This is a genomic window from Nostoc sp. DSM 114159 (assembly GCF_053470285.1).
The window spans coordinates 2,774,600-2,796,917 of sequence record NZ_JBPFEH010000001.1 but is presented as its reverse complement, the minus strand read 5'-3'; the positions used below and the strand labels follow the sequence as shown (position 1 = coordinate 2,796,917).

Below are 22,318 nucleotides of genomic sequence, written 5' to 3'. Positions count from 1 at the left end.
TTTTCCTGAAAACGCCAATATTATTCAGCATAAGTATTGGATCGAGAAAATACCGTAACTCAACCAATGGGGTCTTGAGTTTAGTTGGCGTATCCTGGAAATGGCATACTGAACCAATGTGCCAGTTAATGCTTGTGTGTGCCAACGACATCCGGCAATTAATACAGTGAAAGCAAATGACTAAATCTACCAATCAAGATATTCATTCCCCCTCCCCTATCCGCAAACGTTTGTGGTTGCAGGTGTTGAGCCGGGGTAGCATTGCCTTGAGTGGACTTTTGCTGTTAGGAGTTCTCGTTGGTATTTGGCGGTTGTGGACTTTTGTCCAAACAGAGTTAACACCCTTGGCACAACAAAGTCTAACTACTACACTCAACCGTCCGGTAAAACTGGGAAGAGTCACACAATTTTCGTTGACAGGTGTACAGTTTGGGGCTTCAGCTATCCCAGCCACACCTACAGATGCAGACCGGGCCACAGTCGAATCTGTAGAGGTGGGTTTCGATCTGTTACAACTAATTTTTAATCGCCATCTAAAGCTAGATGTAACCTTAGTCAACCCAGATATTTACATTGACCAGGATGACCAAGGGCGTTGGGTTTCCACTACCATCGCGTCGTCAGGTGAAAGCACTGCAATTAAAACCGATTTGGACTACCTGCGGTTTCGGAATGCCAAGCTGGCCTTGATGCCGGATGAGAGAGTAGAGGGAGATGAGGGGGCACAGGAGCAGGGGGGCAGCACTTCTCTACGAGAGGCTGCGCCAACGGCTACGCTCAGTGACCGAGGGGCAGGGGAGCAGAAGGGCAAGGGAGAAGACCCAAATTCTAATTCAGTACTGGATAAACGCCCTGCTACCGCTAACAACACTCAGCAATCGCCGGTGCTATTTTCTCAACTTAATGGATCTGCTCAACTTTTAGCAAATAACCAGTTGATACGGTTTGAAGTTGGGGGTCAAGCAGATAGTGGTGGCAATATTTCCATTCAGGGAGAGACACGTTCTAAGGTGCTAGCAGGGACTTTCCAGGTGCAAGCACAAGATTTTCTGGCTGAGAATATTACTCGGTTGATTAAGTTACCAGTGAACTTACAAGCGGGTCGAGCCAATGGCGATTTGTTAGTTCGGTTGACACCAGGACAGCAAACTTTATTGTTTGGCAACGCTACTGTGCAAGGGGTAACGCTGCAAATACCCAAAGTCCCGCAACTGTTGAGCAATAGTCAAGGAAACCTGCACTTCCAAGGAACGGAGTTGCAGTTAAATAATGTGACTAGCAACTACGGCAAAATTCCTTTAGTGGCTACGGGAATCATCGACACTCAAGCAGGCTTGAAGTTGGCAGCGCGTGTAAATGCGGTGAGTTTGGCGAATGCCCAGGAGACTCTCAAGGTAAAATTACCTGTAGCGATCGCAGGACAAGTACAAGCTTCTTTGCAGATTACCGGATCGACAAAAGAGCCAATACTCTCCGGCTCAGTTGCCACAATCCAAACTGCCAGAATTGACAAAGTTGATTTTAATCGCATCAGTAGTAAGTTTGAGCTTGCTACTAGTTCCTCTTTACTTACCTTAAAAGATATTCAAGGTAAAGCTAAAGTTGGTGGTGATATCACCGGCGCTGGTACAATTCAACTCGGTAAGAGTCCGCGACTGGATTTAAATTTCGCTGCCAAAAATGTTCCAGGAGATGCGATCGCCAAAGTCTACGAAACAACTCCTACCTTTCAAATTGGCAATGTCTCAGGTACAGCTCAACTAACTGGCGCTCCTACCAATGTCCAAACTGTGGTACAGTTCCAAGCCCCCAACGGAACTTATCCCGGAACTGGCGAAGTTGCGATCGCTCCAAATCGCACCGTCTCTTTCCGTAATGTGGCTCTGAATGTCAGTGGTGGGACAGTCCGGGCAACTGGTAGTTATTTTAATGAGCGTTGGCAAGCTGTGGCTGTTGCCTCTGGGGTAAAGTTAGAACCCTTTGTAGACAAAAGTCAACTGCAAAATGTCTCTTTGGCTGGGGCACAATTCAATGGTCGTCTCATCCTCTCAGGCAGCACAGCACCATTTGCAATTGCCACGATTCGCAGTGATGGTGCAGGAGTTCAAATTGGTGGTGGCACAGTTGCAGTTTCTAATATCCAACTGCAAGACCAAAGCTTCTCGGCTCAACTTGTAGCTAATGGTGTGCGGTTGGGACAAATATTGAAACAGTCTCCCCCAGCTTTAGATAATCCTTTGGCGGGAACATTCCAAATCGCAGGTAGCAGAGATGATTTCAGCCTGAAAACCTTCCGTGGCAGTGGTGAGGCTCGCCTTGCTATTGGCAGGGGTACGGTTACAGCCTCTAATATCCAAGTGGCGAATGGTGTATATCAGGCACAAGTTCAGGCTAAGAATGTGCCTGTGCAGAAGTTGGCAAAAGTACCAAAGCAGTTTCAAGGGGGATTAAATGGTCAGTTCAACGTAGCGGGTTCTGTTGAGTCCTTCCAACCGCAAACGATTCAAGCCAACGGTCAAGCGCGGATAAATGTTGGGGGTGGAACTATTACAGCCTCTAATATCCAAGTGGGTAATGGTGTATACCAGGCACAAGTTCAGGCAACTAATGTACCTGTGCAACAATTAGCAGCAGTACCACCGCAGTTTCGAGGGAAGTTAACTGGTCAAGTAAATGTGGCAGGTTCTGTAGAGTCCTTCCAACCGCAAACTATTCAAGCTAGCGGTCAAGGACGGGTGGATGTTGCAGGTGGAACTATTGCAGCCTCTAATATCCAGGTGGGTAATGGTGTATACCAGGCGCAAGTTCAGGCAAGTAATGTACCTGTGCAACAATTAGCAGCAGTACCACCACAGTTTCGAGGGACGTTAACTGGTCAAGCAAACGTGGCGGGTTCTGTTGAATCCTTCCAACCACAAACTATCCAAGCTAACGGTCAGGGACGGCTGAATGTTGCAGGTGGAACTATTACAGCCTCTAATATCCAAGTGGCTAATGGTCGCTATCAAGCTGTAGTTGATGCTGCTGGTGTGGAATTAAATCGGTTAAATCAGCAATTGCGGGGTCAGTTTGGCGGTCAGTTGCAATTAGCTGGCAATATCGGATCGGCCAAATTAGCTGATGTGCGTGCTGCTGGACAGGTGCAATTATCTCAAGGTATCCCTGGTCTTGAGCGACCTCTGACGGCTGCGATCGCTTGGAGTGGTGAAAGGCTGACCATTGAGCGAGCGACTGCTCCCGGTTTAAGTGTTACTGGTAATATATTAGCCAATGCAAAACAAGCAGGTATACCGGAAATTACTGCCCTAAATCTCAACGTCCAGGCGCAGAATTACAACTTAAAACAGTTACCGATTAATCTTCCTAATCAGGTTGCGGTGGCGGGAAGTGTAGATTTTAATGGTCAAATTACTGGTAAACTGCCCTTGCCAAATGTGGTAGGGCAAATCAATTTACGAGACTTGGTTGTTCAAGATATTGCTTTTGAGCCGTTGTTAACCGGAAATATTGATTCAGCACAGGGACGCGGTTTGAGTTTGAACTTGGCAGGTAATAGCGATCGCTTGAACTTCAATTTAGATGCCAATAATCGCCCGAAATCTTTCTTAGTCAAATGGCAGCAAGCATCAGCCACAGGTAATGTTCAAGGAAATGATTGGGCGCTGAAAGTTGCCAATTTCCCTTTACAAATATTAAATTTGACTCCACCACCAATTACTCGCTTGGGTGCTGGTAAGATAGCTGGGTTGTTAACTGGGGATGTGCTGTTTAATCAGCAGACATTGGCAACAACGGGAAATTTAGCGATCGCTAATCCGCAAATTGGCCGAATTCAAGGCGATCGAATAGCTGCTCAATTCCGCTACGGTGACGGTAAAGCTACACTTACTAGTAGCGAATTTGTCAAAGGAAAAAGTAGCTACGCCCTTGTTGGTACTGTGGCTCAAAGCCCTAAAGGGCCTCAACTACAAGGTAAACTGAACGTCAAGCAGGGTGAGATCCAAGATGTTCTAGCTGTAGCCAAGGTATTTGATTTACAAAATTTGCCAGGTGGTTCGGCAGAAATTTACGGCACCGCAGCGGATCTGACTACCAACCCCCAAGGAACGCCAAATGAACCCTTATTAACCCAAATCCAACGGTTTTCTGAAATTGAAGCTTTGCTGGCAGAACAGGAAGAACAGCGACTTAATTCCACTCCAATACCAGATTTGGCAGACTTAAAGGGGACTTTCAATGGGGAAGTGGCTGTAAATACAGCTACAGCCAATGGATTATCAGTGGATTTTAATTTGAATGGACAAGACTTTGCCTGGGGCAAAAAAGAAGAACGAAATCGTTTTTATACTGCCGAAAAAGTGATTGCCGAAGGTAACTTTGAGAACGGTGTTTTAAGTTTGCGACCATTACGAATCGAATCTCAAAACAGGCTGATTGCATTTACGGGTAACGTTGGCGGTGATGAACAATCTGGTCAGTTGCGGGTGAATAATTTTCCAGTACAACTATTGAATAATGTTGTCAAACTACCAGTTGGCATCACAGGTAATCTTAACGGTACAGCAGCTTTAGCAGGCAGCATTGCTAATCCCCAAGCTAGAGGGGAATTGCAAATCACAGAAGGAATACTAAATCAGAGCAAAATAGAGTCAGCAAGAGCAAGTTTCAGCTATGCCAATGGACGTTTAAACTTTGGTAGCACTGTAGCAGTTGCTGGGCCAAAACCTGTTGATATTACTGGCAGCATCCCTTATAAATTACCTTTTGCTTCCGTCGCACCAGACAGCGATCAAATCAGTTTGGATATGAAGTTAGAAAATGAGGGATTGGGGCTGTTAAACGCATTGACTAATCAAGTGTTATTTGAAAAAGGTGAAGGTGAAGTAGACCTCAAAGTGCGGGGAACACTGCAAAAACCTCAACTAGACGGAATTGCTACTGTCAATAATGCCACTTTTTCAGCCCAGGCTTTGCCAGGTAAGCTCAGACGCGTCACAGGTAGAGTGCTGTTTAATTTTGACAGCATCTTAGTAGAAAATCTTCAAGGTAGATTTAGCCGTGGAAAGGTAGAAGCAGCTGGAGAAATTCCCATCTTCAACAATGAGAACGTAACTATCAAAAATCCCCTGACTGTTAATCTCGAACAGCTAGCGTTGAATCTCAAGGGACTTTACCAAGGAGGCGCTAGTGGCAATTTGCAGATTACTGGTTCTGCCCTTAATCCCATAATTGGCGGTAGAGTAAATTTATTTGATGGTAAAGTATTGCTGGCAGAATCTACCGACGCCACGACATCTGCAAATGGTAGTATTGGCGTATCACCCACAAAAGACAATAAGCAGAGCAAATCTAACATTGGGAATGGGGCGGGAAATACTAACGCCAGATTTAATAATTTAGATTTGGAACTAGGTAAAAACGTCCAAATTACCCGTGACCCTATTCTCAACTTCCGCGCCAGCGGTAATCTCATCGTTAACGGCTTAATCAATCAGCCTATACCTGATGGCACCATCCAGTTAGAAAAAGGAGGGGTAAATTTATTTACTACCCAATTTAACCTTGCTCGTGGCTATAAACACACTGCAACTTTTAGTCCTTCTCAACCCCGCGACCCCAACTTAGATATTCGGCTATTTGCTAAAGTACTGGATGTAACTCAAAGCAATGACTTCAGCCGAGTAAATTCTACAGGTTTATCAGCGTTAGAGAGTGTTCGAGTCGAAGCTACTATCAACGGTTTAGCTAGCAAACTAAATGAAAATCTAGAATTAACAAGTAGTCCGTCACGTAGTCAAACTGAAATTGTTGCTCTTTTAGGAGGTGGATTTGTAGACACCCAAGGACGTGCAGACAGTACTTTAGGTCTGATTAACATCGCAGGTTCGGCTGTGTTTAACAATTTTCAGTCAGCTTTTAACCAGATTGGGAGTACTTTTGGCTTAAGCGAACTGCGGATATTTCCTACCGTGATATCTGAGAATCCTGAAGCTGGAAGAAGCAATTCAACTTTAGAATTAGCAGCGGAGGCTGGGGTTGACATTTCTTCCAAAATATCTGTTTCCAGTATCAAAATTTTGACAACAAACGACCCCTTCCAATGGGGTATTAATTACCGAATAAACAATGAATTTCGCGTGCGTGCCTCCACTAACTTAACCGATGACAGTCGTGCTGTAGTGGAATATCAAAAGCGGTTTTAAATAAATCTCTTCAATTACGAATTACTTTCTGTTCCCTCTTCTCCTTGCTTCTCAATAGCTTTTCGTACCTGTTTAACATCCAATTCTAATGCTTCCGCAATTTGCTCTATACTTAGAGGATGTTTTAAAAGTCAAAACCAGTCAAAAATTATGCCAGTCGTCTGACCATAATACGAATCATGGCAATATAGATAAATATCTCGGAAGTTTCAGGTAATCTTTCATAATCTTTGCTTAAACGCCGACACCAATTAAGCCACCCGAAAGTTCGCTCAACAACCCAGCGCTTTGGTAAATGAACAAAACCCTTTTTTTCCAAGGGTCTAAGAACAATTTCTACAATCCAGCGAAACATATCCATCACCCACCGCATAAATTCTTCTCCTCGGTATCCTCCATCCATCCAAATAGTGTTCAACCGTTTTACTTGATTGCCTGTATTGTGAACTCGGCTGAGGACTTTTTTCGCGCCTTCACGTTCTGGAAAACTAGCCGATGTTACCAAAACCCGTAAAACTAGACCCAGTAAATCTACACTCAAATGGCGTTTACGCCCATGAATTTTTTTACCTGCGTCGTAACCAACATCAATAGAGATCATCGTTGCTGTTTCTACTGACTGGCTATCAACTGCTGCTTCTGATGGGCTAGGTTCACGCCCCGCGTCTACTCTCACCCACTGGTAGAGTTGATCGTGAACTTTCAACCATGTACCATCTTTACCCCATCTCCAAAAATAACCATAAACCGTTGACCAGGCGGGAAAATCACCTGGTAGACCTCGCCACGTACACCCCTCACACAATACATAGAGAATCGCATTCACCACCGCAAATAAGGCTAATTTTCGGGGACGACCACCTGGCTTTGCTCCTGGGAATAGGTCTGCAATTAATTCCCACTGTTCCCATGTCAAATTGCTACGGTATGCTTTAGTCATTCGCTCACAAGGTGCTGTTTTCTACAAATCTCAGCATAAGCCTTGTGAGCTTTCTTACAACAGCCCCTCTCTTTTAAAACATCCTCTTAAACCCAACCTAAGCAGACGGGGTATAGTCTCCAGCTTTGTTTCTTCACGAACCTCCTCTTTTACTTCTTGCTTTGTTTCTTCCTTGACTTCTTGGTAAAATTTAGTTTGTCTCCAATCGGTTAATCCAAACATTGCTTCTAACTCCTGCTGACTTTTGTTTACAAATTTGTAAATAAGCATTCTCTCTACTAATTCTAAGAGATTGCTCCGATTAGCTTCATCCGTTTGTTGTACTTGTTTTATCAAGTTTTTCGCTTGCTGTACGGCTCGATCTTCTGCTGCAACTACTAACTTAATTACGCTTAACCCAATCGAAGATGATGGTACATTATCTAATTCGTCTAAATAAATTATACGAATTTGCTGTGGAGCTAATGATGTTTGGTAAATGAATGGTATACCTGGGTCGAGACTACGTTGAGCAAAAAGTAATACTGCTTGCCAGCGACGTTGAGGTTTATATTGATTGATATATAGGAAAGCTTCTGTAATTATTCGCCAGTATATCTCATCATCTCGCTGAAATTGTACCTCAACAAAATAGATTGTGTCTTCTGGGAATTCAGGTTTGGGTAAGAATAAGCCATCAATGCGACGTGCTAGTTCTTTGATTTTTACTGAGGTAAATTCGTAGTGTAAGCTAATCGGCACGTAAGTTGCATAATAAGAAGATGAAGCCGTTCAAAAGCAAGTATGCCACCAGCAGCCAAAAACTTTTTAACGCCAGAACAAATCACCAAGCTACAGGAAGCTCTAAAAGAAAGTGACTTACCACACGTTAGAGAAAGAATTTTAATTATACTGCTACAGAATGATGGAAAACCACAACACGAGATTGCTAAATTTTTAGGTTGTTCGCACAGAACAGTAGCATATTGGTGTATGCATGGAGATCCCGATGATTTAGAAACTTTACATAATAAAAGAGAATACGAACATTATCGAAAAGCCACCCCTGAATATGTTGAACTGTTATTAAAAACTGTTGATACAGAACCATCGACGTTAGGGTATGAATTTGGGAAATGGACGGCAGAGCGACTAGCTACATATTTAACCGAAAAAACAGGAATTGATTTAAGTAGTTCTCAAGTTAGGAGGATATTAAAGAGAAAAAAGTATAGTTATATCTGGTCTAAATATGACCTGGAAGATAAACAAAACCCAATCGAAAGAGCCAAGTTCAAGGAGAAACTTGCTCAATATCTATCAATCGCACGAGAGCAGCCAGAGCGTTTACAGGTATGGTTTTGGGACGAGAGTGGTTTTAGTCTACGTGTGATTCGACGCAAGAATTGGGGTAAAAAAGGAAAGCGCAAGAATGTTCCAGGGCAACGACGTTGTGGAGGTGTCAATGTGATGGGAGCAATCCGAGAATTAGACCGAAAACGGGTATGCTTCTTCGTCAAAAAAGGTAATGCAGATATTTTTTACGAGCAATTAGAACAATTAAATGAATTAATCAAACAGGAGTGGGTAAATCAAGGTAACTGTTCTGAAAATTTTGCTAAGTATGGGCCAAAAATTATTTTGATTTTAGATAATGCTAGTTTTCATAAACGCAAAGATGTTCTAGCTAAAATATCTAAACAGTTTCCGAATTTTGTTTTAGAGTTCTTGCCATCTTACAGCCCTGATTACAACATTATCGAGTTAGTCTGGCACTCATGTAAGGAATATATTGCTCATCGGTTATTTAAATCAGTAGATGAGTTAAAATCACTACTAGATAAGTTGTTGAATCAAGGCGAGTTAGTCATTAAGTGGCATCGGAAAATCAAAAACAAAGGTAATGTCAGTTATATTGCAGCTTAAATGCCGATTAGCTTAATGCTAAGGCTTGCGATTGTTCCAAAAGTTCAAATAACACACCTGGAAGAGTTTGGAATAAGGTGTAAAAAATCGTGTCTGTTTTCATGCACTCTCGATATTTGAATATTTTTAGATTATCGGGGCTGAGAAAATATGATTTTTCTAAAATTATTAAATTGTGATATCATCACCTTGCTGATTAATAGCTAATCGCAAAATTGACAATCCTAAAATTATCAAAAATAGCACTAGACCAATCGTGCAAGCATAGCTAATTTCCAAGTTATTGAAAGCTTGCTCATATAAATAATAAACAATCGTTTTCGAGCTACTGAGTGGGCCTCCTTGAGTCATAATGTAGACTTCTTCAAATACTTTGGTCGCAGAAATAGCCGAAATTACTGCCACTAAGGCTAAATATGGCTTCATTAAAGGTATGGTAATATCCCAATGTTTGCTAATACCATCAGAGCCATCAATGGCAGCAGCTTCGTACACATCAGCGGGAATTGATTGCAACCCCGCTAAATAAATCACCATGTAGTAGCCTAATCCTTTCCATACGGTGACAGCCATGACGCTGGCAAGAGAAATTGGTACAATGCCAAAAATTTTTGCTGGGCTAGTTAGCCAAGGAATACCTTCTGGAAAAAGACCTAAAGCTTTAAATAACTGATTCAGTAATCCGTTTTCTGCATACAGCCATTTCCAAGCTATTCCCGCAACCACCATTGAAATTACTACTGGAGTGTAGTACGCTGCTCTAAACCAATTCATTCCCCGCAGTTTCTGATTTACCAAAATTGCCAGTACTAAGGGAGCGATTACTAAAATTGGTACTACACCTACAAGATATAAAAAAGTGTTTTCCAAAGTTTTCCAAAAAACTGCATCCTTCCAAAGCTTGAGGAAGTTGGCGAAACCTATCCATAGTGGCGGCTGGGCAATGTCTTCATAGTTAGTAAAGCTGAGGTAAAACGCTTGTAGTGCAGGCCAAAAGACAGTTAAGCCTAAAAGAACTAAGGCGGGTAGTAAAAATAAATAAGGGGTAAGCCGCTGTTTGATGAAAATCCAATTTTTAGGTATCAATTGATTCATAAGAATAATAGTTGTTTTTGCTTTTTCAGAACAAGAATTTGGAGATGTGAGTAGATTTAAGCTTCAATATTTTAAGGGCATTATTTGCTTGTGTAAGCATTGGCGTAGCCTCTCGTAGAGAAGTTCGTCGTAGACATCGCTAATTAATAACTCGGAGATTAACTGCAATGGAAACTCAGCACAATCCGCCAATTGAACATCAAAATGTCCCCATAAACCACCGTGGACTGCATGAATTTTTGTATAGTTCCGATGATGAACACGCTGCTATTGAGGTGAGTATAACTCCTGAACTGGCAAACAATGGTACTGAAATCATTGAGTTTAAGGCTTGGAGTGTAGCTGCTCAGAACGCTAAAATTGCCGGAGTTTATGCAGTATTAGATGCAGAACGTCGCACGCAGTATATTGGCTATTCTCGGAATGTGTTGCTTTCCCTAAATAGCCATCTTCGCCAAAATGGCGAGCAAAAGTGTGCTTTTGTACGCGTGCAAGCATTCAAATTTCCCAAACGTCAAGAAATGGAAGATTTGCGAGATGCGTGGATAGCAGAACTCGAAAGTACGCCACCTGGTAATGCAACTGAAAGCGGAATGTGGGCTAGTACGGTAGGCGAAGCGACTAAGGCGGTAATGTCAGAAGCCCAACTTCAAGCCTACGAGGAGAAAAAGCTAAAACTGCGGAAAGCAATGGCTGATACAACCCTTTCAAAAGAGTCAGAAACAATAGATGCGAGTGAAGCCGAACGTCAACGTCAACTTGAAGCTGCTGTGAAAAACGATGACTGGAGTGTGATTATTGACGCACAGACACAGGAAACTAAGTATTGATTTTTGTCTGCTATCTGACTTTTTGAGTAAGTGGCATGAAAGTTTTGTGAAAGATGAGAGTTAAGATTTTAAAACGCAGAGGGGCGCTGAGGGAAGCGCAAAGGTTCGCAGAGAAGTTAATTCTTTGCGTTCCTTTGCGTAACCTTTGCGTTCTTCTGAGTAAAAAAAAGGATATATATGACGAGAAAATTAGATGCTCTGATTAATTCTCTAGAAGGTATAGAAACTATTACCGATTCTAGCCAAGTCGCAAAATTATCCCAGGATTATCACACTTTTAGCCCTGTGTTAGTGTCGAAATTAGAGGGGAAAGTTGGAGATATTGTAGTGCGTCCCGCGAATGAAGCAGAGGTTTTAAAAGTTGCAGCTGCGTGTGCAAAACATCGTATACCTGTAACTGTGCGAGGTGCGGGAACTGGGAACTATGGGCAATGTGTACCGTTGCACGGTGGCGTAATTTTAGATATGACGCGGTTACAAGAGATTCTTTGGGTAAAACCGGGGGTGGCGCGGGTAGAAGCTGGGGTGAAGTTGGCAGCTTTAGATAAAAAAACACGAGAAATCGGCTGGGAAATTCGTATGGCCCCCTCTACGTACCGCACAGCCACAATTGGCGGATTTATTGCTGGGGGAAGTGGCGGTATTGGCTCGATCCAATATGGGTTATTAGCCGATCGCGGTAATATCTTAGCACTGCGAGTGATAACTGTAGAAGACGAACCCCGTGCGATCGCATTACGCGGCGATGATGTCCAAAAGGTAAATCATACTTGGGGAATTAATGGCATCATCACTGAAGTCGAAATTCCTTTAGGGCCAGCTTATCCTTGGGCAGAAGTGATTGTCACCTTTGATGACTTTATGACAGCAGCAAAGTTTGGTCAGGCAATTGGCAATGCTGATGGCATGATTAAGAAGTTAATTTCTGTCTTTGCATCCCCAATTCCCCAATATTTTCACGCACTACAAGAGTATATTCCTCAAGGAAGTCACTCAGTATTTTTGATAATTTCCGAGCCAAGTTTGGAATTCTTACCAGCTTTGGTGCAGCAATACGGCGGACAAATTACATATCAAAAACCAGCCGAGGAAGCAGCTAAAGGTACACATTTAGCGGAATTTAGCTGGAACCACACTACCTTACTTGCCCGGAGTGTAGATACTGGTATTACATACTTACAAAGTCTGTTTCCTAAGGATTGTAGTTTGCAACTAGTAGAGCAGATGTATAATTACTTCGGCGATGAGGTAATGATGCATTTAGAATTTTTTCGGGTGAATGGTGTCGTAGTTCCTAGTGCATTACAACTTGTGCGCTACACCACAGAAGAACGCCTCAATGAAATTATCCGCTATCACGAAGAACAGGGTGTGAGTATTGCCAATCCTCATACATATATTATTGAAGACGGCGGCAGAAGATTTATCGATCCCGAACAGTTAAAATTTAAAGAAATAGTCGATCCTTATGGCTTGATGAACCCCGGTAAAAGCAAGGTTATTCAATTCCAAACTCAAAATTAGCAAACTACAGAAACACATATCAGAAATTTCTCTGTATATTTGTGTAACCTCCCTTTAAAAAGCTAGCTGTTGGGCGTTTATAATTTGTGGTTTGATTTTAACAGCCGTGGGGATAACCCAAAATCCAACATCCCAAAATCGCCCATGATTGAAATTGACGGTTCCTACGGAGAGGGAGGCGGACAAGTTCTTCGCACTTCCTTAAGTCTAGCCGCCATTACCGGCGAACCCATACGAATTACAGGCATTCGCGCTGGACGCAAAAAGCCAGGATTAGCAGCACAACACTTAACAGCAGTTCGGGCGGCGGCGAGAATTTGTAATGCCCAACTACGAGGTGATGCTTTGGGTTCAATGCTGCTAGAATTCATCCCAGGTAGTGCTGTGCAAGCGGGAATTTATACCTTTGATGTTAGTAAAGCACAACAAGGTGGTTCTGCGGGTGCGATCGCTTTAGTTCTTCAAACAATTCTCTTACCTTTGGCGCTAGCATCTGGCAATTCCCTGGTGACACTAAAGGGTGGAACTCATGTGAACTTTAGCCCGACAGCGACGTATATTGAGCAAGTTTATCTGCCCATACTGCAACGCATGGGTGTAGAAGCCCAAGTCAAGTTAGGCGCTTGGGGGTGGTATCCCCAAGGTGGGGGCGAGGTAGAGTTACAGGTGGATGGCGGTGGTAAACTCGGTGGGATCGACTTGCTGGAACGGGGCGATTTACAACAGGTGCGAGGACTTGCAGTGGTGACAGAATTGCCTTCCCATATTCCGCAACGGATGGCGAATCGTGCGGAGAATTTATTACGTGAAGCTCATTTAAAGGTTACTGTACAGACTTTACGAGAAAGAGGTGTGGCACCTGGGGCGGGTATTTTTTTAACTGCTGAGTATCAGAATAGCTTAACTGGCTTTGGTGGATTTGGGCGTTTGCGGTTGTCGGCGGAAACAGTTGCAGAGATTGCTTGTCAGCAACTGCTTGAGTTTCATTACACCGGCGCACCAGTGGATGAACATTTAGCAGATCAGTTATTATTGCCGGCTGCTTTAGCTTTACAAGAAAGTCAGTATCGAGTGGCTGAAGTAAGTAGGCATTTAACAACAAATGCAGCAGTTATTGAACAGTTTGGGCTGGCGCAAATAACAGTAAATGAAGCTGAGAAAATCGTGTCCGTGAGTCCTGTAATTAGTGGATAAGATTAAAGACTAAACACTTTCTTAAGAGCCTTTATTTTTGTAGTATCAATGCCACATTCAAGTTTAGAGATAGGATTTAAGCTTTTCCACTTGCCTTTACTAGCACTGAATATAACATCAGATGATTTTTCTATATCAATTGCTTCAAAACCATCTATTTGGAATTTTGATAAATAACTCAAACGAGTCAACACTTCATCTCTTGATGCAGATTTAATACTCACAATTTTTGGTGGTGGTAAAGGCTCTGGCTCTGGTGATGGTGAGAAAAAGAATACTTTGGCAAGAGTATCCAACTTTTTACCTTTAGTAATTCCACATTTCAAGGTAAGAATAGGGTTAAAGTTAGACCAAGTTTTGCGATTAGATTCTGCAATTCGGTTTGTGGCAACAATAGGATCTACGCCTTTTAATGCACTACTTGGTTCTGATATTAAGTATCTGAATGCAGCTAGAATAGTATCTCGTGATGCTGTATTCAAATTTACTTTAGGTAAAACTTCTCTAGCTAAAATTTTTGCTTGCTCAATACTTTGAGAATCTGGTGAAATGACTATGCACCAGACTCGCTCTAACTTAGCTTGTTGAGCAACTATATAAATAAAGTGGTTACTAATAACTTGATATTGATAGTCACCAATTTCTTTAACAATAACAGGAATCCAATTTCGCCCATCAGCTTGCAAAATAGACTCTGCTGCTGCTTTAATGATAAATTCAGATTCAGAAAACTGATCTCCAGATTCAATATCAGTCAACTTCAGATGCATTAGTTTGCCAATATTATCAAAATCACTCATAAAATAAAGTACTCCTTAGCTAGACCGCGATAATATTCAGCAGCCGTAGAATTTTTGAAAGCTGCTGGAATTCGAGAAAATGCAGCATTTGCTACAATCGCATAGCTTGGCAGACTATATATGGTTTTGTCAATATTAGCTCTTGTAGTCTTTGGCCAAAAATAAGGAAGTAAATTAAACTTAGATACTTGCATTTCTCTTGTAATAATGGCTTCAATTTCCTGAGTTGCTGTTTTAAGTTGAGGAGGAGTGATACTTTCACCATTAAAAAATATAGGTAAGGCGATTGGCCCACCATCTCGTCTAGCTGCCTTAACTTTTGGTACTAACTCTTTAATTACTTTAGCTGCATTATTTAGGGATGCTAAATTATTATGTTTGGTAGGTATTAAAACCACATCACAGGCATAGAGACTACTTTGACTAAAAAACATCCAATTTGTCGGACAGTCAATAAATATATAATCATATTCATACACAAAAGCTTTTAAAGCATCTTTTAACCTAGCAGACCCCTTTTCAATTCTTGTAGCTAAGTCATGCTCTGTCAAATTTTCCAGTTTGGGATCTGCGGGAATAACGTCAAATTGTAATGATTTTCCAGATTTCAATTTAACTGTAAATGGTTGAACTGTATCGTGAATGTTTAAATATCTATCGGATAGACAATCATATAAACTAATTTTTCTTACTTGTAGAGCAAGAGATTTAGTTAAATCTCCTTGCTGTGGATCAAAGTCAATTACTAACACTCGCTTTCCTTGTTGTACAAGGGTAGCTGCTAGATTAACAGTTGTTGTAGTTTTTCCCACACCTCCTTTATTGTTGTAAACACAAATAGTTAAAGCTTTGGGCGGATTATGAATTAAATCTTTTACATTGGAAACAATAGCATTAATATTATCTTTTTTAATTAAAATACTTGGAGTTGCAGGAAATACAACTTTTCCATGTCGCCGAAATAGCTGAATATGAACTGAATTAGTAATAAGACCCCATTGAGATGTATTGCACTTAGAAGCAAGTAAATATCTTTTTATTTGCTCTCTAGTATTTATGTATTGAGGAGTGTCTTCTGATAAATTAAATTTTGCTCCTGTTCCTGTTGCTGGTGCTTTGACTTCAATCAATAAATATGGATTGATTCTAGACAATGCAAAAATATCACTATCAATATTCTTACGCGCAGCAAAATCTACTGTCCCATTCCCCGTAGTAAATTGTGAAAAATGCTCTTGCTGATTAAATCCAAGTGCCTTTATTAGAGGTCTTACAAAGACATCACTTATAAACGCCTCACTACTCTCATCAGGCAAAATGTTGTCTAAAATGTGGTTCCAGTCTGTAAGTAGCATTGCTTAATAAGCAAACGGGAACAATGACAAAACCGTTTGTTTTATTAATTGAATCAAATTTGCTACTTAATCGACCTCAGTATTTTTAACTAATCGAATTGATTACTAGATTAAAGCTTTTCCCTGAAAGCGATCGCTAGCAATACAAAGATGAAGCATAAGTCAATATACTAGGTTAAGCAAAATACCTTGCAGTACTAACACTTTGCCTCTATTCCCGTTGACAAAATTACACGTGGATGTATATCAATATAGGAAATGCCTCATTTCTAAGAGTTGAAATGAGGCAAAGGAGCTTATATAAGTAAAAACAGACAACTTGTGATACTTGATCTAGGGGCATTTGCAATCAATCCTGTAAAGTCAGATTTGTTGTAAGAATAAGCAAATGACAAATTTACAAGGCGATCGCAAGTAAGGTTAGAACTGAGTTTAGTTGTTCTTGATATTTACTATTTAATTCAATATCGAACATAGCCTTTGAATTTACCTCTACTAAAGGTATATATTTAAGTTAAGTCAGTTTGCGATCGCAAATACAAAGTACTGGGAATTGGGCATGGGGTATGAGGCACTAAATACAGAGATATTTTTTGTTGGCTGTGGTTATCCCCAATCAGGTATAGGACTCTTGCATCTAGTAAATTATGCTCTTGGACGAATGTTTGAACTTTTTGGACAAATGTTTGAACTTTGTGGACGAATGTTTGAACTTTGTGGACGAATGTTTGAACTTTTTGGACAAATGTTTGAACTTTTTGGACGAATGTTTGAACTTTGTGGACAAATGTTTGAACTTTTTGGACGAATGTTTAAACTTTTTGGACGAATGTTTGAACTTTGTGGACGATCTGTGGCATCATCTTCACGACTAACCATCTGCCAAGCGCTGAACCTACTTACTTAATATAATTAAACACCATTGAAGTAGCTTCAAGATTCACCGATTTCCTGAACAGTTTGCTCAAGACAGTTACTACTTCCAATGAAGCCGCAGCAGCCAGCACCCAACCGACACCAGAAACAACAACTCCAGAGTTGGCACAGCTAAGAGAACAGTTAGCACAACAACCAAACTCACCGAATCAAAAAAAAAGCGGTACGTCCCCTTTGCAAATGCAGATTGGTTTGTTTCGTTTGATTCAAGAGCAGCCTACCGCAGTTTTCGTGAGAGTTTCTCCGCCAACCACGAAACTCATTTGCGGGTGAAAAACTTGCCATACAGAATCACTGATTTTGTGGAGTTTGTCAAACAAGCGATCGCACTTTACAAAGCATTAGGTATAGTATCCGAAGATTGCTACCCCGTTCTAGATGCAGTGGTGAAATCGATTGCCGATGAATACGCCCAATTGCAGGAGCGGATTAAAAACTGGCAAACAGTGGCAAAGACACCAGAAATGTTGGCAGAACAGCAAGCGATTTTAGAAGCGCGGAGTAAATTTGCCAATGTCAAAGAAAAGTTTGCTGCCGGAGTCGAGTTTGCAATTACGATCAAAAAGAAAAGTCTCAGCTTGGGTGATATGGGGAATTTTAGCGCAACCGATTAAAACCCGTTTGCTCGTACAGCGTGTCAAACGCTTGTGGCTAGCGCCGTTGCAACATTATGGATTGTCTAATGAGAATCGCCCTTGGTAGCTTGAAATATCAATGATATAAAGAAGACAATAAAAATAACCAAAGTAAAAGCTTGCCCCGAAAAGGCAATTTTAATGCTTTGAAAAGTCACAGCATTGGTATCTCACCCTGTATATGACTTTGAATATCCTCTAAAATAAGTGTTTAGAAGCGTAAAGGTCTAATTTCTAGAGGATTTTTTCTAAAAGACAACCACCGATGTAGCCTGTAACTGCACATGACCAATCGAGAGGAATTGATGAAGAACGAATCAACGTTAGCAAGCAATGCCAACGTCAATTTCCTTATCGGTGGAGGTGAAATGGGTGCTAGGATGCGAGAACAGGATTGGTCAAAAACGTCCCTTGGCCCAACACAGCAGTGGCCACAGAGTTTGAAAACTGCGGTGCGAATTATGCTAACTTGCCGTCAACCGATGTTTGTTTGGTGGGGTGAGGAACTGATTAACCTTTACAATGACGCTTATAAGACTATTATCGGCGGCAAACATCCAGAAGCATTAGCACAGCCGGCTTCATACGTATGGCGGGAAATATGGGATCAGGTTGGGCCTCGCGCCGAATCAGCAATGCTGAAGAATGAGGGTACTTACGATGAAGCGCTACTGCTAATTATGGAGCGCAATGGCTACCCAGAAGAAACCTATTATACTTTTTCATATAGCCCGGTTCCTAATGACCAGGGCGACACAGGTGGGATCATCTGCGCCAACACAGAGGACACGCAGCGGATTATCAGCGAGCGTCAGTTGGCACTTTTGCGCGAACTAGCGGCGAGGACAGCAGACGCGCGGACATTCGATGAAGCCTGTAGGCTAAGTGCGAGTTGTCTGGAGAGCAACCCTTACGATCTCCCCTTCGCAATGATTTATCTAGTCGATCCCGATAAGCAGGAAGTTTTTCTGGCTGGAACGTGTCGCATCGAGCCAAACCACGTAGCAGTTCCAGAAACAGTTGCTCTTGATGCTGATGGGGTTTGGCCTTTTGCGGAAGCGATCAAAACGCATCGGCCAAAATTAATTTCTGATTTGGAAGTGTCTTTTAGTAATCTACCCTGTGGTGTTTGGCAGCGATCGCCCCATCAAGCGATCGCAGTACCCATTGCCGCATCCGGTCAAACCGGAAAAGCTGGTATATTAATTGCTGGTTTGAACCCCTTCAGGCTATTCGACGACAATTATCAACGATTCATTGATTTAGTTGCGGCTCAAATTGCAGCCAGCATCGCTAACGCCCAAGCTTACGAGGAAGAACGCAAACGCGCTGAAGCCTTGGCAGAAATCGATCGCGCCAAAACCGTCTTTTTCAGCAACGTCAGCCACGAGTTCCGTACCCCACTGACTCTGATGTTGGGGCCATTAGAGGACACCTTAACTACTTGTGCTACTCTGCTTCCAGCCAAAGAACGAGAGCAGCTAGAAATGGTGCAACGCAACGGACTTCGGCTGCTGAAACTGGTCAACAGCTTGCTAGATTTTTCACGCATTGAAGCCGGAAGAGTTGAAGCATCTTATGAACCCACCAACCTTGCCACCTTCACCGCAGAATTAGCTAGTGTATTTCGTTCCGCAGTAGAACGGGCAGGGATGCAGTTATCAGTTAATTGTCCTGCCCTGCCAGCACCAGTGTATGTAGATCGAGAGATGTGGGAAAAAATTGTTCTTAACCTGCTCTCGAATGCTTTCAAGTTCACGATGGCTGGAGAAATTGCGGTCAGTTTGCAGTGGTCAAATGACCATGTTGAGTTTGCAGTCAAAGACACAGGAATCGGTATTCCAGCCGCAGAAATCCCCCACCTTTTTGAACGATTCCACCGCGTCAAAGGAGCGCAAGGACGAACTTTTGAAGGGTCAGGAATTGGATTATCACTGGTGCAAGAATTGGTGCAAATGCATGGTGGAACAGTTGATGTTACCAGTCTTCTCGGAGCAGGCAGTTGCTTTACCGTGTCAATTCCAACCGGATATGCTCATTTGCCGCCAGACCGGATTAGTGCCCCGCGAACTTTAGCTTCAACTGCATTAGGTGCAACACCTTATTTAGAAGAAGCCCTGCGATGGCTACCTGGGCAAGGGAATAGGGAACAGGCAATAGGCAATAGGGAACAGGCAATAGGCAATAGGGAACAGGGAACAGGGAATAGGGAAGAATCTTACCTATCACCTCTCACCTATCACCTGTCACCCTCTCCTGCTCGGATTCTCTTGGCCGATGACAACGCAGATATGCGCGATTATGTTAAGCGGCTATTAAGTCAGCAATATGAAGTGGAATCAGTGCCGGATGGTTTAGCTGCTTTGGATTCGGCTCGTGGACGTGTCCCAGATTTAGTACTGACAGATGTGATGATGCCTGGATTAGATGGCTTTGGACTGCTGCAAGCATTACGAGCCGATCCGCTGACGCAAAAAGTTCCCATCATTCTGTTGTCAGCACGGGCGGGAGAAGAAGCACGGGTGGAAGGCTTAGAAGCGGGAGCCGATGATTATCTGATTAAACCTTTCTCTGCCCGTGAATTGTTGGCGCGAGTAGAGGCAGCTTTAAAAATGGCTCGTCTCCGCCAAGAGGCAATGGAACGCGAGCAAGGGTTGCGAATTGAAGCTGAGGTCGCCAAAGCACACCTAGAGACTGTTATCGCTGGTATTCAAGACCAGTTCTTTGTATTGGATCGAGAGTGGCGTTATAGCTTTGTCAATCAACAGGTAGCAGAAGTTGTTGGCATCCCCAAGGAAGAATTGCTAGGTAAGATCGTTTGGGAAGTATTTCCCGATGTGGTTAAAAGCAAGTTTGATACTGAGGTTCATCGGGCGATCGCCCAAAACACTGTTGTTCAGTTTGAATACTTTTATCCAGCTTGGCAGCGCTGGTTTGAGAACCGCGTCTACCCATTTGCAGAAGGGGTAAGCATTTTTGTTACAGACATTAGCGATCGCAAACAAGCAGAGAAAGCCCTTCAAGAAAGCGAAGAAAAGTTCCGCAACATGGCTGATAATGCCCCCTTTATGGTTTGGGTGACAGATACCAATAGCTACTGCACCTATCTCAGTCAAAGCTGGTACGATTTTACAGGTCAGAGCGAGGAAATGAGTCTGGGATTTGGCTGGTTAAATGCTGTGCATCCAGAAGACTATAATGATGTCAGGAATATTTTTCTAGAAGCTAGTAGCAGTTACTCGGCTTTTCGTTTGGAGTACCGCTTGCGGCGCAAAGATGGCAAATATCGCTCTTGCATCGATGCCGCGAATCCGTGGTTTGGGGTGGACGGTGAGTTTAAAGGTTACATCGGCTCAGTCATTGACATTACCGAACGCAAAGTTGCAGAAGCCGAACGCGATCGCCTCTTAGAACTTGAGCAAGCTGCTAGAACTGAAGCCGAAAGAGCCAACCGGATTAAAGATGAGTTTCTGGCGGTACTTTCCCATGAATTGCGATCGCCTCTGAATCCGATTCTTGGTTGGGCGAGACTCTTGCAGACTCGTGAGTTTGACGCCGCAGCCATCAAGAAAGCGATCGCAACTATCGAGCGGAATGCTCAATTACAAGCTCAACTAATTGAAGATTTGCTCGATGTCTCTCGGATCTTACAAGGCAAGCTCAACCTGAAGATGTTACCTGTCAACCTAGTACTGGTGATTGAGGCGGGATTGGAAACAGTCCGTTTGGCAGCAGAAGCTAAAAATATTCAAATTCAGACGATGCTGGATGCTTCTTTCGGGCAAGTTTTAGGTGATTCTGGTCGTTTACAACAAGTTATTTGGAATCTCTTATCGAATGCCGTTAAATTCACTCCTGAAGGAGGAAAAATTGATATTCAACTAGAGTACGTTGACGCTGAAGCTCAGATTACCGTCAGCGACACAGGTAAGGGAATCAGCCCTGAGTTTCTGCCTTATGTGTTTGAATATTTTCGTCAAGCTGATGGCACGACAACCCGAAAATTTGGTGGATTGGGGTTAGGGTTAGCAATTGTGCGTCATTTGACCGAATTACATGGCGGCACGATTCAAGCAGAAAGTTTAGGTGAAGGACAAGGAGCTATTTTCCGAGTCAGGCTACCACTAATTAAAAAAGATTTAACTGCAAAACCAAATATAGATGTTGCTGCATTAAATCCTTCTCTTTCCACTGAAATCCTGGCAGGCATCCAAATTTTAGTTGTAGATGATGACGATGATACCCGTGACTTCCACACATTTGTACTAGAACAGGCTGGAGCAATGGTGACAGCAGTGACATCAGCAAAAGAAGCATTACAAATTTTGGCAGAGTCAGAACCAGATATGCTGCTCAGTGATATTGGAATGCCAGAGATGGATGGCTATATGCTAATGCGCCAAGTCAGAGCATTGCAGGCAAACCAAGCCAAACAAATTCCGGCGATCGCTCTAACTGCTTATGCCGGAGAAATCAATCAGCAACAAGCACTTGAATCAGGGTTTCAAAAGCATCTGTCTAAACCCGTCGAACCAGAGGAATTAATCAAGGAAATTGCAACTCTAATTGGTATAAGTGGACATATCTAAGTATAGTGGAGCCAATTTCAAAGTCACTCTCCCACTCCCAATATTGGGAGAGGGATTTAAGATGAGAGCTTTTGATTCATGGCTTAATTTAACGTGAGTTCGATGAACCTCTCCCGGACAACCTCCCTCTCCCACAAAGAAAGGGAGGAGCAACGAGAAATTAGGGTTTTGGCTCTGCTCTCCGTGTCCAAGAGGGGTTGAGGGAGAGGTCAAAAAAGGGCTTGTCGAACTCACGTTAATTTATTAACTTGTTTCAAATGCTTTGTTGTTTATTGAGGTCTATTCATTCTTCAAAAAGATATATTTACTCTG

15 protein-coding genes are annotated in these 22,318 nt (G+C 42.6%); 9 read left to right on the top strand and 6 right to left on the bottom strand.

Annotated features, from left to right (window positions below):
* The first annotated feature begins 176 nt into the window (after positions 1–176).
* Positions 177–6,203, top strand: coding sequence for a translocation/assembly module TamB domain-containing protein (locus tag ACR5KR_RS11535; RefSeq protein ID WP_448266621.1), 6,027 nt, complete (start codon positions 177–179; stop codon positions 6,201–6,203).
* Positions 6,204–6,351: 148 nt separating this feature from the next.
* On the opposite strand, the gene ACR5KR_RS11530 is transcribed toward ACR5KR_RS11535, so the two are convergent.
* Together ACR5KR_RS11530 and ACR5KR_RS11525 are read right to left on the bottom strand one after the other, a co-directional pair.
* Positions 6,352–7,143: an IS5 family transposase gene (locus tag ACR5KR_RS11530; protein ID WP_448265250.1), complete on the bottom strand. Its 792-nt coding sequence runs from the start codon at positions 7,141–7,143 to the stop codon at positions 6,352–6,354.
* 54 nt (positions 7,144–7,197) lie between these two features.
* A complete protein-coding gene (locus ACR5KR_RS11525; protein ID WP_448266620.1) occupies positions 7,198–7,884 on the bottom strand; it encodes an Rpn family recombination-promoting nuclease/putative transposase in 687 nt (228 codons plus the stop codon).
* A 42-nt stretch (positions 7,885–7,926) separates the two neighbouring features.
* Between ACR5KR_RS11525 and ACR5KR_RS11520 the strand changes: the two genes are divergently transcribed.
* Positions 7,927–9,048 carry an IS630 family transposase gene (locus ACR5KR_RS11520; protein ID WP_448266169.1) on the top strand — a complete coding sequence of 374 codons (1,122 nt, stop codon included), beginning with the start codon at positions 7,927–7,929 and terminating at the stop codon, positions 9,046–9,048.
* A gap of 7 nt (positions 9,049–9,055) precedes the next feature.
* On the opposite strand, the gene ACR5KR_RS11515 is transcribed toward ACR5KR_RS11520, so the two are convergent.
* Together ACR5KR_RS11515 and ACR5KR_RS11510 are read right to left on the bottom strand one after the other, a co-directional pair.
* Positions 9,056–9,151, bottom strand: coding sequence for a DUF2887 domain-containing protein (locus ACR5KR_RS11515; RefSeq protein ID WP_448266619.1), 96 nt, complete (start codon positions 9,149–9,151; stop codon positions 9,056–9,058).
* 65 nt (positions 9,152–9,216) lie between these two features.
* On the bottom strand, positions 9,217–10,143 hold the full coding sequence (locus ACR5KR_RS11510) for a carbohydrate ABC transporter permease (protein ID WP_448266618.1): 927 nt from the start codon (positions 10,141–10,143) through the stop codon (positions 9,217–9,219).
* Positions 10,144–10,310: 167 nt separating this feature from the next.
* Here ACR5KR_RS11510 and ACR5KR_RS11505 point away from each other — a divergent pair, with 167 nt between their 5' ends.
* The 3 genes from ACR5KR_RS11505 (at position 10,311) to rtcA (ending at position 13,691) form a co-directional block, all read left to right on the top strand.
* Positions 10,311–10,973: a GIY-YIG nuclease family protein gene (locus ACR5KR_RS11505; protein WP_448266616.1), complete on the top strand. Its 663-nt coding sequence runs from the start codon at positions 10,311–10,313 to the stop codon at positions 10,971–10,973.
* Positions 10,974–11,150: 177 nt separating this feature from the next.
* Complete coding sequence (locus tag ACR5KR_RS11500; RefSeq protein WP_445626407.1) at positions 11,151–12,497, top strand: FAD-binding oxidoreductase; 1,347 nt, start codon at positions 11,151–11,153, stop codon at positions 12,495–12,497.
* A 144-nt stretch (positions 12,498–12,641) separates the two neighbouring features.
* A complete protein-coding gene (gene rtcA / locus ACR5KR_RS11495) occupies positions 12,642–13,691 on the top strand; it encodes an RNA 3'-terminal phosphate cyclase (RefSeq protein ID WP_448266615.1) in 1,050 nt (349 codons plus the stop codon).
* Between the two features lie 2 nt (positions 13,692–13,693).
* Here the strand turns inward: rtcA and ACR5KR_RS11490 are convergent, their stop codons facing one another.
* Together ACR5KR_RS11490 and ACR5KR_RS11485 are read right to left on the bottom strand one after the other, a co-directional pair.
* The gene (locus tag ACR5KR_RS11490; RefSeq protein ID WP_448266613.1) at positions 13,694–14,491 is read right to left on the bottom strand and encodes a Rho termination factor; all 798 of its coding nucleotides are present in this window, start codon (positions 14,489–14,491) and stop codon (positions 13,694–13,696) included.
* Positions 14,488–15,846, bottom strand: a complete 1,359-nt coding sequence (locus tag ACR5KR_RS11485) for an AAA family ATPase (RefSeq protein ID WP_448266612.1) — start codon at positions 15,844–15,846, stop codon at positions 14,488–14,490. Before ACR5KR_RS11485 ends, ACR5KR_RS11490 begins: the two co-directional genes overlap by 4 nt.
* Before the next feature lie 559 nt (positions 15,847–16,405).
* Here ACR5KR_RS11485 and ACR5KR_RS11480 point away from each other — a divergent pair.
* From ACR5KR_RS11480 to ACR5KR_RS11465, 4 genes are all read left to right on the top strand, one after another.
* Entirely contained in the window at positions 16,406–16,753 is a 348-nt protein-coding gene (locus tag ACR5KR_RS11480; protein ID WP_448266611.1) for a hypothetical protein, read from the top strand.
* 53 nt (positions 16,754–16,806) lie between these two features.
* Complete coding sequence (locus tag ACR5KR_RS11475; protein WP_448266610.1) at positions 16,807–17,055, top strand: hypothetical protein; 249 nt, start codon at positions 16,807–16,809, stop codon at positions 17,053–17,055.
* Between the two features lie 5 nt (positions 17,056–17,060).
* Positions 17,061–17,396: a hypothetical protein gene (locus ACR5KR_RS11470; protein ID WP_445626414.1), complete on the top strand. Its 336-nt coding sequence runs from the start codon at positions 17,061–17,063 to the stop codon at positions 17,394–17,396.
* Between the two features lie 326 nt (positions 17,397–17,722).
* Positions 17,723–22,006 carry an ATP-binding protein gene (locus tag ACR5KR_RS11465; RefSeq protein WP_448266609.1) on the top strand — a complete coding sequence of 1,428 codons (4,284 nt, stop codon included), beginning with the start codon at positions 17,723–17,725 and terminating at the stop codon, positions 22,004–22,006.
* Positions 22,007–22,318: the final 312 nt, after the last annotated feature.

Bases quoted from the DNA above. Each gene is read 5' to 3' on its own strand.
- rtcA (WP_448266615.1), top strand. From the start codon at position 12,642: ATGATTGAAATTGACGGTTCCTACGGAGAGGGAGGCGGACAAGTTCTT.
- ACR5KR_RS11480 (WP_448266611.1), top strand. From the start codon at position 16,406: ATGGGGTATGAGGCACTAAATACAGAGATATTTTTTGTTGGCTGTGGT.
- ACR5KR_RS11520 (WP_448266169.1), top strand. From the start codon at position 7,927: ATGCCACCAGCAGCCAAAAACTTTTTAACGCCAGAACAAATCACCAAG.
- ACR5KR_RS11510 (WP_448266618.1), bottom strand. From the start codon at position 10,143: ATGAATCAATTGATACCTAAAAATTGGATTTTCATCAAACAGCGGCTT.
- ACR5KR_RS11485 (WP_448266612.1), bottom strand. From the start codon at position 15,846: ATGCTACTTACAGACTGGAACCACATTTTAGACAACATTTTGCCTGAT.
- ACR5KR_RS11500 (WP_445626407.1), top strand. From the start codon at position 11,151: ATGACGAGAAAATTAGATGCTCTGATTAATTCTCTAGAAGGTATAGAA.
- ACR5KR_RS11530 (WP_448265250.1), bottom strand. From the start codon at position 7,143: ATGACTAAAGCATACCGTAGCAATTTGACATGGGAACAGTGGGAATTA.
- ACR5KR_RS11490 (WP_448266613.1), bottom strand. From the start codon at position 14,491: ATGAGTGATTTTGATAATATTGGCAAACTAATGCATCTGAAGTTGACT.
- ACR5KR_RS11465 (WP_448266609.1), top strand. From the start codon at position 17,723: ATGAAGAACGAATCAACGTTAGCAAGCAATGCCAACGTCAATTTCCTT.
- ACR5KR_RS11505 (WP_448266616.1), top strand. From the start codon at position 10,311: ATGGAAACTCAGCACAATCCGCCAATTGAACATCAAAATGTCCCCATA.
- ACR5KR_RS11515 (WP_448266619.1), bottom strand. From the start codon at position 9,151: ATGAAAACAGACACGATTTTTTACACCTTATTCCAAACTCTTCCAGGT.
- ACR5KR_RS11535 (WP_448266621.1), top strand. From the start codon at position 177: ATGACTAAATCTACCAATCAAGATATTCATTCCCCCTCCCCTATCCGC.